12 protein-coding genes are annotated in these 12,771 nt (G+C 73.4%); 5 read left to right on the forward strand and 7 right to left on the reverse strand.

Annotated elements, in window-relative coordinates:
• The first annotated feature begins 30 nt into the window (after nt 1–30).
• On the forward strand, nt 31–1,368 hold the full coding sequence (locus ACF1GV_RS10715; RefSeq protein ID WP_391679030.1) for a 6-phospho-beta-glucosidase: 1,338 nt from the start codon (nt 31–33) through the stop codon (nt 1,366–1,368).
• 237 nt (nt 1,369–1,605) lie between these two features.
• Here the strand turns inward: ACF1GV_RS10715 and ACF1GV_RS10720 are convergent, their stop codons facing one another.
• Both ACF1GV_RS10720 and ACF1GV_RS10725 read right to left on the reverse strand, forming a co-directional pair.
• On the reverse strand, nt 1,606–3,300 hold the full coding sequence (locus tag ACF1GV_RS10720) for a carbohydrate binding domain-containing protein (protein ID WP_391679027.1): 1,695 nt from the start codon (nt 3,298–3,300) through the stop codon (nt 1,606–1,608).
• Between the two features lie 165 nt (nt 3,301–3,465).
• Complete coding sequence (locus ACF1GV_RS10725; protein WP_391679024.1) at nt 3,466–4,551, reverse strand: ATP-grasp domain-containing protein; 1,086 nt, start codon at nt 4,549–4,551, stop codon at nt 3,466–3,468.
• Nucleotides 4,552–4,832: 281 nt separating this feature from the next.
• On the opposite strand from ACF1GV_RS10725, the gene ACF1GV_RS10730 reads away from it, so the two are divergent.
• Nucleotides 4,833–5,693, forward strand: a complete 861-nt coding sequence (locus ACF1GV_RS10730) for a metallophosphoesterase family protein (protein WP_391679022.1) — start codon at nt 4,833–4,835, stop codon at nt 5,691–5,693.
• A complete protein-coding gene (locus ACF1GV_RS10735; RefSeq protein WP_391679019.1) occupies nt 5,690–6,370 on the forward strand; it encodes a 4'-phosphopantetheinyl transferase in 681 nt (226 codons plus the stop codon). The genes ACF1GV_RS10730 and ACF1GV_RS10735 overlap by 4 nt, the downstream gene beginning before the upstream one ends.
• Nucleotides 6,371–6,487: 117 nt before the next feature.
• Here the strand turns inward: ACF1GV_RS10735 and ACF1GV_RS10740 are convergent, their stop codons facing one another.
• The 3 genes from ACF1GV_RS10740 to ACF1GV_RS10750 all read right to left on the reverse strand — a co-directional run bounded on the left by ACF1GV_RS10740 (nt 6,488) and on the right by ACF1GV_RS10750 (nt 8,031).
• The gene (locus tag ACF1GV_RS10740) at nt 6,488–6,718 is read right to left on the reverse strand and encodes a hypothetical protein (protein WP_391679017.1); all 231 of its coding nucleotides are present in this window, start codon (nt 6,716–6,718) and stop codon (nt 6,488–6,490) included.
• A 93-nt stretch (nt 6,719–6,811) separates the two neighbouring features.
• Nucleotides 6,812–7,342, reverse strand: a complete 531-nt coding sequence (locus ACF1GV_RS10745) for a toxin-antitoxin system, toxin component (protein WP_391679621.1) — start codon at nt 7,340–7,342, stop codon at nt 6,812–6,814.
• A gap of 32 nt (nt 7,343–7,374) precedes the next feature.
• Nucleotides 7,375–8,031: a helix-turn-helix domain-containing protein gene (locus ACF1GV_RS10750; protein ID WP_391679619.1), complete on the reverse strand. Its 657-nt coding sequence runs from the start codon at nt 8,029–8,031 to the stop codon at nt 7,375–7,377.
• A gap of 239 nt (nt 8,032–8,270) precedes the next feature.
• Between ACF1GV_RS10750 and ACF1GV_RS10755 the strand changes: the two genes are divergently transcribed.
• Complete coding sequence (locus ACF1GV_RS10755; protein ID WP_391679015.1) at nt 8,271–8,939, forward strand: hypothetical protein; 669 nt, start codon at nt 8,271–8,273, stop codon at nt 8,937–8,939.
• Between the two features lie 1,055 nt (nt 8,940–9,994).
• Here ACF1GV_RS10755 and ACF1GV_RS10760 read toward each other — a convergent pair.
• Together ACF1GV_RS10760 and ACF1GV_RS10765 are read right to left on the reverse strand one after the other, a co-directional pair.
• Nucleotides 9,995–10,789 carry a cache domain-containing protein gene (locus ACF1GV_RS10760; protein WP_391679014.1) on the reverse strand — a complete coding sequence of 265 codons (795 nt, stop codon included), beginning with the start codon at nt 10,787–10,789 and terminating at the stop codon, nt 9,995–9,997.
• Between the two features lie 32 nt (nt 10,790–10,821).
• Nucleotides 10,822–11,568, reverse strand: coding sequence for a FadR/GntR family transcriptional regulator (locus ACF1GV_RS10765; protein ID WP_391679011.1), 747 nt, complete (start codon nt 11,566–11,568; stop codon nt 10,822–10,824).
• 121 nt (nt 11,569–11,689) lie between these two features.
• Here ACF1GV_RS10765 and ACF1GV_RS10770 point away from each other — a divergent pair, with 121 nt between their 5' ends.
• Nucleotides 11,690–12,769, forward strand: a complete 1,080-nt coding sequence (locus ACF1GV_RS10770; protein WP_391679009.1) for an ABC transporter ATP-binding protein — start codon at nt 11,690–11,692, stop codon at nt 12,767–12,769.
• The last annotated feature ends 2 nt before the right edge of the window (nt 12,770–12,771 follow it).

Here is a 12,771-nt window from a genome sequence, read left to right on the forward strand (position 1 = left end):
TTCCCGCGTGGTGGACGAGGTGGGAGCGGTATGAGGCTGACGATTCTGGGCGGCGGCGGATTCCGGGTGCCGCTGGTGTACGGGGCCCTGCTGACGGACCGCGCCGAGGGCCGCGTCACCGCGGTGGTCCTGCACGATGTGGACGCCGGCCGGCTCGCCGCCGTCGCCCGGGTGCTGGCCGAGCAGGCGGCGGCCGTCCCGGACGCCCCGAGCGTGACGACGACCACCGACCTCGACGAGGCGCTGCGCGGCGCCGACTTCGTCTTCTCCGCGATCCGCGTCGGCGGACTCGCGGGCCGCGCCGACGACGAGCGGGTCGCGCTGGCCGAGGGCGTCCTCGGCCAGGAGACGGTCGGCGCGGGCGGCATCGCCTACGGGCTGCGCACGGTGCCGGTCGCCGTCGACATCGCCCGCCGTGTGGCCGCGCTCGCGCCGGACGCGTGGGTCATCAACTTCACCAACCCGGCGGGGCTGGTCACCGAGGCCATGTCCCGGCACCTCGGGGACCGGGTGATCGGCATCTGCGACTCACCGGTCGGTCTCGGCCGCCGTATCGCCCGGGTGCTCGGTGCGGACCCGGGGCAGGCGTGGATCGACTACGTCGGCCTCAACCACCTCGGCTGGGTACGCGGCCTGCGCGTGGCCGGGCGCGACGAACTGCCGCGGCTGCTCGCCGACGACGAGCTGCTCACCTCCTTCGAGGAGGGCAAGCTGTTCGGCGCCGAGTGGCTGCGCTCGCTGGGCGCGATCCCCAACGAATACCTGCACTACTACTACTTCAACCGCGAGACCGTCTCCGCCTACCAGCAGGCCGAGCGCACCCGCGGCGCCTTCCTGCGCGACCAGCAGGCCCGCTTCTACCACGAGGTGCGCGACCCGGCGACCCCCGCCCTGGCTGCCTGGAACCGCACCCGCGCCGAGCGCGAGGCGACCTACATGGCGGAGAACCGGGAGGCGGCCGGCGCGGGCGAGCGCGACGCCGACGACCTGTCCGGCGGTTACGAGAAGGTGGCGCTGGCGCTGATGCGGGCCATCGCCCGCGACGAGCGCACCACGCTGATCCTCAACGTCCGCAACCGCTCCACCCTGGCGGCGCTGGATACCGAGGCGGTGATCGAGGTGCCCTGTCTGGTCGACGCGAACGGCGCCCACCCGGTGGCGGCCGACCCGCTGCCCGGCCATGCCACGGGGCTGGTGTGCGCGGTGAAGGCCGTCGAACGTGAGGTGCTCGCGGCGGCCGCGTCCGGCTCGCGTACGGCGGCGGTGAAGGCGTTCGCGCTGCACCCGCTGGTCGACTCGGTGACCGTGGCCCGCCGCCTGCTCGACGGCTACCGTGCCGTCCACCCGGGACTGGCGTATCTGACCTAGCCGGCCCCCGGAACTGCTTGCGGGCCGGCCGGCCGCTCCCCCGCAGCGGCCGGCCGGCCCGGTCCCCCGTGCTTCCCCCCGGCAGGATCCCGGTGCTTCCCCCGTCCGGGATCCTGTGGTGCTTCCCCCGTTCCCCGGTATGGAGAGCACCGAGGCCGCCGTCTGATACACCCCCGCGGAAAAAAGTTCCCCCCGGCGCCGGAGGCCGGGGGGAACGCGGGAGGACGGGGGGTGGGCTCAGCCGGTGAAACCGGCCGTGATGGAGGTGAACTGCCAGTTCGTCTGGCTGGTCCCGGAGCAGTTCTCGGCCACGCCGCCGCCCGGGCAGGGACGGTCACGGTTGACCGACCAGAAGGCGAGCCGGGCGATGTGGTGGGAGTTGGCCCAGTCGCGGATCTGGGTCCAGATCTGCGGCGTGGTGTTCTCCTGCTGGTCCGACAGCCCGTTCATGCCGGAGATGCCGATGTGGGAGTAGGCGGTGGCGTCGTCCCACCCGAAGGTGGACTTCAGCTTGGCCTTCAGACCCTCGGCCGCGTTCACGGTGTTGCCGTACATGTCCGAGCCGCCGCCGAAGTCGAACGGCATGATGGTGAAGACGTCGATGTCGGCGCCCAGCGACTTGGCCTGCTCGATGAGCCGGTTGCCGTAGTACGTCGGGCCGGTGGTCGAGGTCCCGAAGGTCACGATGGTCTTCAGACCGGGGTTGTTCGCCTTGACCGTCTTCAGCGCGGTGAGGATCTTCGCCTGGACGGCCTCGTTCTCGAACTCGTCGGTGTTCTCGATGTCCATGTCGATCGCCTTCAGGCCATAGGCGTCGATCACCTTCTGGATCGCCCCGGCGAGCGCGCTCGCAGAGGAGCAGTTGGCGCCGAGCTTGCTGCCCTGCCAGCCGCCGAACGACGGGACGATGTCACCACCGGCCGAGCGGATCGCGTTGATGGCGGACTGGTCGGCCCCGCCGGTCAGCGCCCGCTGCCCGTCCCAGGCGGGGGTGCAGCCGCCCGAGTCCAGGACGAACGCCATCGTGAACCACTTCACGCCGGTCGCGCTCATCACCGTCGTCGGGCTCGGCGGGTCGCCCCAGCCCTCGTACAGGTACGGCGCGGCCTGCTTGAAGCCGCCGCCTCCGTTGCCGGTGCCGGCGTCGGTGGTGACCGTGACGGCATTGGAGGCGCCGGAGACGTTCCCGGCCGCGTCGCGCGCCTTCACGGTGAAGGTGTAACCGGTGCTCGCGGAAAGGCCGCTGACCGTGGCGCTGGTCCCGGAGGCGCTCGCCACCTTGCTCGCGCCGCTGTAGACGTCGTACCCGGTGACGCCGACGTTGTCGCTCGAGGCGTTCCACTTCAGCGACACGCTGGACGAGGTCTTGCCGGTGGAGGTGAGGCCGGAGGGCGCGGTCGGCGCCTGGGTGTCCGAGCCGCCTCCGCCGCCGCCCGGCCCGTCGAGGCTGATGTCGTCGGCGTAGTAGGTGCCCTGCGCGTACCACCCGTGGACGTAGATGGTGGCGCTGGTCTGGGAGGCGCCCGTGGTGAAGGACACCGACAGCGGGGTGTACGCCGACGGCGACGACGTCCACGTCGAGGCGCCTGAGTCGACGCCCAAGTAGACGTAGGAGCCGCGCACCCAACCCTGCAGTGAGTAGGTGGTGTTGGGCTGTACGGACACGGTCTGGCTGCACTTGGCGATGTCGCTCGACGTCACCGCGCCGGCGAGGGCCTTGCCGCCGCTGTGCACGGGGGAGTCGACGACCGAGCCGAGGTTGCCGGTGCAGGACCAGGGGGAGAGGGAGCCGGACTCGAAGCCGGCGTTGCCGAGGATGTTGGCCGCCTGCGCCGTACTGGGCAGGGCGATGGCCCCGGTCAGCGCGAGGGCGCCGGAGCCGAGCAGAGCGAGGAGGCGACGCACGGGGCGTCTGGGGGCTGTGGAGCGCACGCGATCTCCCTGAAGGAATGGGGGCGTTCGGGAGTGCACGGATGTGCGGGGGTGGTGCGCGCACCAATTTGGTATGGACCAATCCGCCCGTCAAGGCTCTGGACAGAATTGGTCCATACCGGTGAGGGAACGTCGCTCCGGCTGCCTCCGGTGGTGTGCCGGGGCCTACAGAGGCACTGCCTCGCCCACCCGGGCGCCGACGGAGTCGACCCGTTGCGCCGGCAGCGTGACCGACCGCAGCGCCCGCAGCCCCGCCACCACCGTGTAGTCCGGCCCCAGGAACGGCGGTTCGATCACCCCGGGGTCCTCGCCCAGCGCCAGCTTCACCGCCGCCCATGGCACGTTCACCCCGCACAGCGACAGCTGGTGCAGCCCTCCGGCGGGCCGCGTGTTGACATCCATCAGCACCGGCCGGTCACCGAACATACGGAACTGCACATTGGACAGGTGGTGCAGCCCGAAGCCCTCCGCGATACGCCGGGCGGGCTCCAGCCACTGCTCGTGCAGCGTGAAGCCCCGGCGGCGGCCGTTCTTGGTGCGGCCGACAGCGAGCCGGAGGCGGTTGTCGGGACCGGTGAGACAGTCCACCGACACCTCCGGCTGCTCCAGCCGCGGCATCACCAGCCAGTCCACCGGCTCCTCGGCCCGCCGCAGCGCGTCCACCACCAGGTCGAGGTTCACATACGGGCTCGGGAAGCCGCTGAGCTGGACGAGTGAGAAGGGGGCGCGGCTGACCACCCGGAAGCCGACCCCGCCGGCCCCGGACGCCGGCTTGAAGCATGCCTGGTGCCCGGCCGCCTCCAGCTCCTCGACGGCGGCGACGAATTCGTCGGGGCCCTGCACCCGCCACCACGGCGGCACCGGCACCCCGATCGCCTGCACGGCCTCGTACGCGACCACCTTGTCCTGGAAGACGGCGACGGCCTCCGGCGTCGGCGCGAGCAGTGCCGTGCCCGCCGCGGTGAACTCCGCGTGGCGCGCGGCGATCGCCGCCTGGTGCAGCCGGGGCACGAACACGTCGATGCCGCGCCGCCGGCACTGGTCGAGGGCGTACTCGACGTACGCCGCCGACGACAGGCCCTCCGGCTCGAGTTCGGCGGTGTCCGCGGCGGCCAGCACCGGGGAGTCGGGGTCGCCGTGGGTGGCGTGGATCGCGACGGCCCGGTCGTCGGGATTTCGCCGCAGCTGATCCATGAAGAACACGTTCTCCGCGTACGTGCGGTTGAGCCAGACGCGTACGCAAGAGACCATGCAGGCCGCCTTCCGGGTCGAGCGGGCAGGGCTCGGCGGCCCGTGCCCGGGCAGGAGTGAGGGAGGGACACCGAACCGCCCTGCGTTCAGGGAGCCTCGGCGGTGGTGTCGGGGGGATCATACGGCTTTCCCGGGGCCCCGCGTGCAACGCGTGTGTTACGGCTTCCGGGGCAGGTCCGGCCGCGATCAGGCGACCGGCGGACAGCTTCCGAGCTCGGCCTTGTCCGCCGCGTACGGATGTGTTCTGGTGGTGGCGTTCGCCTGACGAAGGGGGAAGACGCGTGACATCGGGGGCCCGGGGCGACGGCCGGCTGCTCGCCATCAGCGACCTGCACATCGGCTACCCGGAGAACCGTGCGCTGGTGCAGGAGATGCGCCCGGAGACCGACGACGACTGGCTCCTGGTGGCCGGAGACGTCTCGGAGACCGTGGCCGACGTCCGCTGGGCCCTGAAGACCCTCGCGAGCCGCTTCAGCCAGGTGGTGTGGGCGCCGGGCAACCACGAGTTGTGGAGCCATCCGAGCGACCCGGTCGCGCTGCGCGGCGTCGCCCGCTACGAACACCTCGTCGGCGTCTGCCGCGACCTCGGCGTCCTCACCCCGGAGGACCCCTACGCCCTATGGAAGGGTCAGGGCGGGCCGGTGGCCGTCGCCCCGCTCTTCCTGCTGTACGACTACTCCTTCCTGCCGGCGGGCTGCGCCACCAAGGAGGAGGGCCTGGCCTACGCGCACCGGACCGGGGTCGTCTGCACCGACGAGAACCTGCTGCACCCCGATCCCTACCCGACCCGGGAGGACTGGTGCCGGGCCCGCGTGGCGGAGACCGAGCGGCGGCTGGCCGAGCTGCCCGACGGCCTGCCCATGGTGCTCGTCAACCACTACCCGTTGCACCGTCACCCGACCGAGGTGCTCTGGCACCCGGAGTTCGCCATGTGGTGCGGCACCGCGCTCACCGCCGACTGGCACCGCCGCTTCGACGTCGCCGCCATGGTCTACGGCCACCTCCACATCCCGCGCACGACCCACCAGGACGGCGTCCGCTTCGAGGAGGTCTCGGTGGGCTACCCGCGCGAATGGCGCAAGCGGACCCAGCCACCGGGACGACTGCGTCGCATCCTCCCCGCGCAGGCGGGCCGGCCGTGATCGAGAAACTCCTGCCGTCCTGCGTCGTCGCCGTCGAGACCTACGACCTCGACGGCGCCGACGAGGCACTGCTGCACCCCGAGGAGGCGGCGGTCGTGGCGCGGGCGGTGCCCAAGCGGCGCCGCGAGTTCGCCGCCGTACGGGCGTGCGCCCGGCGCGCGATGGACAAGCTCGGCGTGGAGCCGCAGCCCCTGCTGCCCGGGGAACGCGGCGCGCCGCGCTGGCCCCGTGGGGTGACCGGCAGCATGACGCACTGCGAGGGCTATGCCGCAGCCGCGCTCGTCGACGCGGCGGACCTGGCCTCGCTCGGCATCGACGCGGAACCGCACGGGCCGCTGCCCGACGGGGTGTTGCCCACGGTGTCGCTGCCCACGGAGCGGCGGCGCCTGGCGGAGCTCGCCGTGGCGCTGCCCGGGCTGCACGCGGACCGGCTGCTGTTCAGCGCCAAGGAGTCCGTCTACAAGGCGTGGTTCCCGCTGACCGGCCGGTGGCTGGACTTCATGGAGGCAGACATCGACCTCCGTCCCGACCCCGGCGGCGGCCCGCACGGCACCCTGCGCGCCGAACTCCTCGTACCCGGCCCGTCGGTGGGCGGTCGCGCCGTACAGCAGTTCGAGGGCCGCTGGACGGCCGGCCGCGGCCTGCTCGCCACGGCCGTGACCGTGCCGTACGCGTGAGGCTCCGCCGCGCCCGGAGAGGCGCGGCGGCGCGTAGGGACCGCCGGTCGGCAGCCCCGCGGTGCGGTGTCACGGTGTGTGGCACCCCGCTGACGGCTGTGCCGCCCCTCGGCCGGGTCAGGGGTACCAGCCGCGCAGCAGGTGGAAGAACGCCTCCTCGTTGCCCGAAAGGCCCGCTTCGGCGAGCGCCCGTTCCGCCTCCGCCAGGACCGCGGGCGGGACCGGCGGCGGGCCGGGCACCCCGGGAGGGCCGGCGCCGTCGTCGTGGACGGCCCGAACGGTGTGCAGCAACCGCAGATAGGCCTGAACGGCGGTGCGCTCGCGGTCGGTCAGTACGGTGGTCGGCATCGGCCCTCCCCGTGTCGGCATGAGGGGACCAAGCTTGCCGTCCCCCACTGACAACCGGACTCAGCCGCTCCGACAACCCGGGAGAGACGCCTCCTAGCCCTGCGGGCCCCGATAACCGAGTGACGCCTCGATGCGGCCCGCCAGCCGGTCCCGCTGCACCGGGGCGCGCAGTGCCGAACCCGCCAGCCAGGTGCGGCACCGGCTGGCCAGCAGCATGCCGAAGGCCTCCGCCTCCTGCTCGTCGGCCTCGTCGAAACGGGTGCGCGCGGCCACCGAACGGACCGTGGCCTGCAGATCGACGCCGTCGCCCAGCAGCCGTGCGCCGACCGACGCACCGTCGACGGGGTGACCGCGGTGCCCGGCCTGCATGTGCCACAGCTCGTGCCCGAGGATCACCAACTGGTGGTCGGGAGCGGTGCGTTCCTCCAGTACGACCAGGTCCTGGTCGGCCATGTCGAGCCACAGCCCGCTGGCCGTCCCGGGCGGGAACGCGGCGGTGCGCAGCCGCACGGGGCGGCCCCGGCGCCGGCCCATCGCGGCGCACAGCGCGGTGTACAGCTCGACCGGCGCGGCCGGTGCCGGCAGGTCGAGTTCGGTGACCAGCGCGCCGCACAGGCGGCGCATGTCCCTGGCGATGCCCACGGTCCTCCCCCGGTTCACGACTCGGGCCGCTTGACGCTCTCCAGAAGCATGTCCAGCCATTCGGCGACCTTGTCGCGGTGCTGGTCGGTGGGCAGTTGGGCGGCCCGCCAGGCGATGCCGCGCACACCGTGGTCCTGCAGCAGCCGTTCCAAGGGGTCCTCGGCGGCCGCGGCAGCCGCCCGCTCCCGGCCGGCGAGCCGCTGCAGCAGGTCCTGCTCGGTGCGCTGCAGCGCGCCCGCCAGCGCCTCCGGGTCCTCCGCGGTCAGAAAGCCGGCGTGCACCCGGAAGAAGCGCTGCAGGGCGTCGCAGTGCTCCATGGTGGGGCGCCTGTCGCCGTTGATCAGCGCGCCCGCCTGCTGCCGCGACATGCCCGCGCCGTCGGCGATCTCCTGCTGGGTGTAGCGGCGGCCGTTGGGCTTGAGCCGGGTGCGGCGCAGCAGGTCCAGGCGTTGCAGGAACCGCGCCTGGACGTCCGGCTCACCCGCCGGGCGGCCGCTGAGCAGGGCCTTGACCACGGGCTCGGGGACACCGCAGGCCACGGACAGGCGGGTGGTGTCGAACACCTCGGAATGCGGCACGCCGAGCCGGTCGGCGAGTGCGGTGACCCGGGTGACGACGGCGGACAGCACAGCGGACGGAGTGGCGTCCGGAACCTCGAAGCCATCCGTCACCGACAGGTCTCCCACGTCTCTCACAGCCCTCTCACAGGCGTGTCGTGCCGCACCGGCAGTCGTGAACTGCCCGGAGATTATCCGCTGGTTCGAACTTCCATCCAGGTCTCGCCACAACTGTGGCCAATTTCAGCCGTCAACGAGCGCGGAATGCCACGATAGTTGACACGGCAAGTGTCCGGGCACCAGGATCGAGGCGCCGCGTGAAAGGCCGCAGAGTCATAAGGGGTGACCTCCCGATGGCATATCAGGCAGGTGGGCAGCGGCCGGCGCCGCGGCCCGTCCCCGACTCTCCCGAGGCCCAGGCCTATCTCCAGGACTGCGCCACGCTCATGGCTGCGCTCTCGCTGCCGTCCCTGGTGGTGGACCACCGCTGGGACGTGGTGCTGGCCAACACCGCTTATCAGTCACTTTTCCGGGCGGTCGCCCCGCATCCGACGGCGATGCCCGGCGACAACTTCCTGCGTTTCGTGCTCTTCCACCCGGACGCGGGTGCCGTCCTCGGTGACCACGAGACGAGCTGGTGTCTGCCGATGCTGGCGCAGTTCCGCAGCGCCCTGGAGCGGCACGCGCACGATCCGGTGCTGCAGGCGGTGCGCCGGGACATCGCCCAGGACCCGATCATGGAGGCCGCGTTCCGCCAGGGTCTGCCGCACTGGATGCGCGCGGTGGGGGAGGAGGGCCTGCGGCAGGACGGCGCGGTGCGGCCCCTGCTGCACCCCGATCCGCGCCGGGGCGCCACCGAGTGCCGGCTGATCGACGAGACGACCCCGATGCTGCGCGAGATGGGCTGCACCCGGCTGACCCTGGTCCTGCGCGAGCCCCGCCGCACGGCCCCGCCCCCACGCGGCCGCCGCCGAGCCCGCTCGGCGGCCCACCTCACGGTGGTCCCCACCCCCGGCCCCTGACCGGACACCGCCGGCGTTCAGGTCGCCGACGGCGCCCGGCCCGCCGGGGGAGGGGACGGCCACGGGGGCCGTCCGGCGGCACAACAAGTGCACTCCGGCCGGGGTTCGACACGTACTCTCCGGCCGGGGCTCGTCCCTCGGCGCTGCCCTGCGCCGGCCGGGCGCGGGGTGCCGTCCGGCGATGCAGCGGCCCGGGCCCGAGCTCGTGCCCGCACCGGAATCCCGCGCCGGGTGTGGTCCCGCACGCGCCGCCGCGCCCACCGCGGGTCGCGATGCCACGGCCCGGCCCCGCCCGGCTCACCCCACCGCGGCAGGCGGCGGCGCTCCGGCGCTGCCCCCTCCTCGTTGCCGGACGCCGCCGCGGGCGTGGTGGAGGGTGGCCGCGGTGGCCGCCGGCGGGTGAGTGCGTGGTCTCCGCCCGGGCGGGTGCTGCCGGGCCGAACTGTGGCACGGGAGACGCTCTCCGGCAGGCGATGCGGCAACCCTGCGCCGCGCGGCGCCCCGCATGCCCGGTCACCGGGTTCCTCACGCCGCGTCGGGCGCGCTGCCCCGGCGCCGTCCTGCCGGCGCCGTCGTCCGGCTCGTGCGCTGAGCTCCCACCCGCTCGCAGACCGCACCGCGCGCAATGCGGCACCGCGCGCAATGCGGCACCGGGCACAATGCGGCACCGGGCACAATGCGGCGCCGGGCGCGCGCACCGGCCGGGCCGGACCACTCTTGCGCTGGGCGCGATGCCTCGCCGACCGGACCCGGGGCGATGCCCTCGCCGAGTACAAGCCCCCGGGCGCGATGCTTCGCCGGGCGCGAGCTCTCCCCGAGCGCTGATAGACCCGCCGGGGCGCGAGCCTCCCCGAGCGCCAATGCACTTGCCGGGCGCGAGCCCCTTCCACCGGGCCCGCGATTCTCGTGCCGAGCGCGATGCCTTTGCCGAGCACGCCCCGGCCGGGCCGCCCCACCGCCGGACACGAGGCCCCCGCCAACCCGCTCCCAGCCGATCCACGCCCCAGCCGATCCGCGCCCCCCAACCGCCCCCCCCGCACCAGGCGCCGTGCGCCTCAGTCGTCCGGCAGGGCGAGGGTCAGGGCCAGCAGCAGGGGTACCTCGCCGCACGGCAGCAGGTGCAGGCCCGGCAGCGCGAGTTCGCGGCCGTGTTCCAGTGCGGTCGCGAAGTCCGGGCCCTTGGTGAGGGAGCCGGCCAGGTGGGCGGGGTCGGCGGAGGCGGCAACGCGGCCGCGGGCGTTGACCAGGCGGGCCGGTACCGGCAGGGCGCGCAGCAGGGGCAGGACCGCTGCCTCGAAGTGCCGCAGGTAGACGTCCGCCGCGGCCACGCCGGCGAAGCGGCCCGCGACCGTGACCGGCGCGGACAGCGTGAGGCTGTACTCGTCCGAGCAGAGATAGTCGACGTACGGCCCGGCCGCCGCGCGGCGCCCGGTGTCGCGGGGCAGCGCGAACCAGTCCCAGTGCGTGTAGTCCGAGTACGCCGACTGCTCGGGGTCCAGGTCCGGCAGCAGCGGCCGTACGTCTCCCTCGGGCCCGCACTGCCACCATTCCAGCCACGCGGGTACGTCCGCCAGCAGCCCCGGCGCCGCGACGAAGCCGATGCCCGAAACCAACTCCTGCCGACGCAGCCGAAGATGGAGGGCGGGCCGCAGCGCGGCGAGGTCCGCGCTGGTGGGCCTGTGGCCGGCCGCGGCCAGCGTGGTCAGCAGGGCCCCCGTCTCGTCGGCGGTCGCGGCGACCGCCGTGAACACCGCCTCCAGGGTGCCGCCCGCGAGGTGTGCCACCCGCCGTGCGGCGCCGAGGTCCGGCGCGGGCGGAGCGGTCGCGACGAGGCCGGGGCTCGAGCTCATGACGCCCTCCAGCAGCCGGGGCCGTGACAGGCCTACAGGGCGAGCCGTACGGCGATCAGCCGTGCCGTCGACTCCCGTACGCACCGCTCGGCCAGTGCGCCGGCCGAGTCGTGGGCCCCATCTTGCACCGCCGAGATCACGGCGCGGTGTCGGTCCGCGACTTCTTCACGACATGTGCCCGCGTCGTCACCGAGCACCAGGCACAGCAGTGCCCCGATCTCCGTCTGCAGCGCGACCTGTTCGCGGGTGAGCCGCGCGGACTGCGCCGCGGCGGCCAGCTCCACATGGAAGCGGCCGTACATCCGGGCGCGGGCGGCCGCGTCCTCGGCGGCGGTGAACTCCTCCACCGTGCGTCGCAGCTGCGTGAGGTCCTCCGGCTCGGTGCGCTGCGCCGCGAGCCGCGCCGCCGCCCCCGACAGCGCCGCCCAGTGGTCGCCGAGATCGCGCAGCTCCTCGGTGCTCCAGCCGCGCAGCCGGGTCCGCAGGCGTTCCTCTGCGGGCACCTCCGGCAGGGAGACGAAGCTGCCGCCGCCCCGGCCGCGCCGGGTGGTGACCAGGCCCTGCTGGCGCAGCGCCATCAGCGCCTCCCGCAGGGTCACGGTGGACACACCGAGCTGCCCGGCCAGCTCGCTCTCGCCGGGCAGTTGCTCTCCGTCGGCGAGCAGGCCGAGCTCTATGGCGTCGCCGAGCCGGCGGACGACCGTCTCCACCCGTGCCCGGCTGTCGAGGGGCGCGAAGACGGCCGCGCGGGCGCCCCCGGCGATCTGCTGCTGATTCACGGCCACCACCTTGTGCGTTGACTCAAGCTTTACCCTAAGGGGGCCTTGAGATTTGAACTATGACTTCATATGTTTTCGCTCCATCGGTCAACGCTCGAAGGCGTCAGAAAGGTTCCCGCCCATGGAGGGGATTGCTGAAGGAAGGGCCGGCGGGACCCGGGGGGAGCCGGCCACCGGGACGGCCGTCCGGCTGCAGGACCTGCGGAAGTCGTTCGGTGACACGACCGCCGTGGCCGGGGTCGACCTGGACATCCGCGACGGCGAGTTCTTCTCGATGCTCGGCCCGTCCGGCTCGGGCAAGACGACGGTCCTGCGCATGATCGCCGGGTTCGAGACCCCCACCGCGGGCCGGATCGAACTCGCCGGGCAGGAGGTGACGCGCCGCGCGCCCTTCGAACGCGATGTGCACACCGTCTTCCAGGACTACGCCCTCTTCCCGCACATGACGGTCGAACAGAACGTCGCCTACCCCCTGAGGATCCGCAAGGTCCCCAAGCCCGAGCGCCTGGTCCGCGCCCGCAAGGCCCTCGCCGAGGTCCGCCTGGAGGGCTACGGCAAGCGCCGCCCCGCCCAGCTCTCCGGCGGTCAGCGCCAGCGCGTCGCCCTCGCCCGCGCCCTCGTCGGCCGCCCCCGGGTGCTGCTGCTCGACGAGCCGCTCGGCGCCCTCGACCTGCGCCTGCGCGAGCAGATGCAGGTCGAGCTCAAGGCGATCCAGCGCGAGGTCGGCATCACCTTCGTCTTCGTCACCCACGACCAGGAGGAGGCCCTGACGATGAGCGACCGCATCGCCGTCTTCCACCAGGGCCGCATCGAACAGGTCGGCACCCCCGCCGAGATCTACGAACGCCCCGCGACCGGCTTCGTCGCCTCCTTCGTCGGCATCTCCAACCTGCTGAACGGCGAGTCGGCCCACCGCATCGTCGGCGCCCCGGGCACCTACAGCATCCGCCCCGAGAAGATCCGCGTCCTGAAGGAGGCCGACGGCGCCGACGAGCCGGAGCACTCCTCGGCCACCGGCACCGTCGCAGAGGTCGTCTACCTGGGCGACGCCACCCGCTTCCTCGTCGACCTCGACGCCGGCGGCCGCCTCACCGCCCTCCAGCAGAACCTCGAGACCTCCTCCGAGGACGTCGCCGCCTACCGCGGCATGCGGATCCGCCTCCAGTGGCACCGCCGCCACGCCGTCCACGTCCCCCACTGACC

Origin of the sequence: Streptomyces sp. NPDC014006 (assembly GCF_043088925.1) — a bacterium.
In the GTDB taxonomy this organism is placed as follows: Bacteria; Actinomycetota; Actinomycetes; order Streptomycetales; family Streptomycetaceae; genus Streptomyces.

What these genes read in the sequence shown, in the direction of transcription:
- ACF1GV_RS10740 (WP_391679017.1), bottom strand. Translation starts at nt 6,718, where the DNA reads ATGCCGACCACCGTACTGACCGACCGCGAGCGCACCGCCGTTCAGGCC.
- ACF1GV_RS10725 (WP_391679024.1), bottom strand. Translation starts at nt 4,551, where the DNA reads ATGGTCTCTTGCGTACGCGTCTGGCTCAACCGCACGTACGCGGAGAAC.
- ACF1GV_RS10760 (WP_391679014.1), bottom strand. Translation starts at nt 10,789, where the DNA reads ATGAGCTCGAGCCCCGGCCTCGTCGCGACCGCTCCGCCCGCGCCGGAC.
- ACF1GV_RS10755 (WP_391679015.1), top strand. Translation starts at nt 8,271, where the DNA reads ATGGCATATCAGGCAGGTGGGCAGCGGCCGGCGCCGCGGCCCGTCCCC.
- ACF1GV_RS10745 (WP_391679621.1), bottom strand. Translation starts at nt 7,342, where the DNA reads ATGCGCCGCCTGTGCGGCGCGCTGGTCACCGAACTCGACCTGCCGGCA.
- ACF1GV_RS10770 (WP_391679009.1), top strand. Translation starts at nt 11,690, where the DNA reads ATGGAGGGGATTGCTGAAGGAAGGGCCGGCGGGACCCGGGGGGAGCCG.
- ACF1GV_RS10715 (WP_391679030.1), top strand. Translation starts at nt 31, where the DNA reads ATGAGGCTGACGATTCTGGGCGGCGGCGGATTCCGGGTGCCGCTGGTG.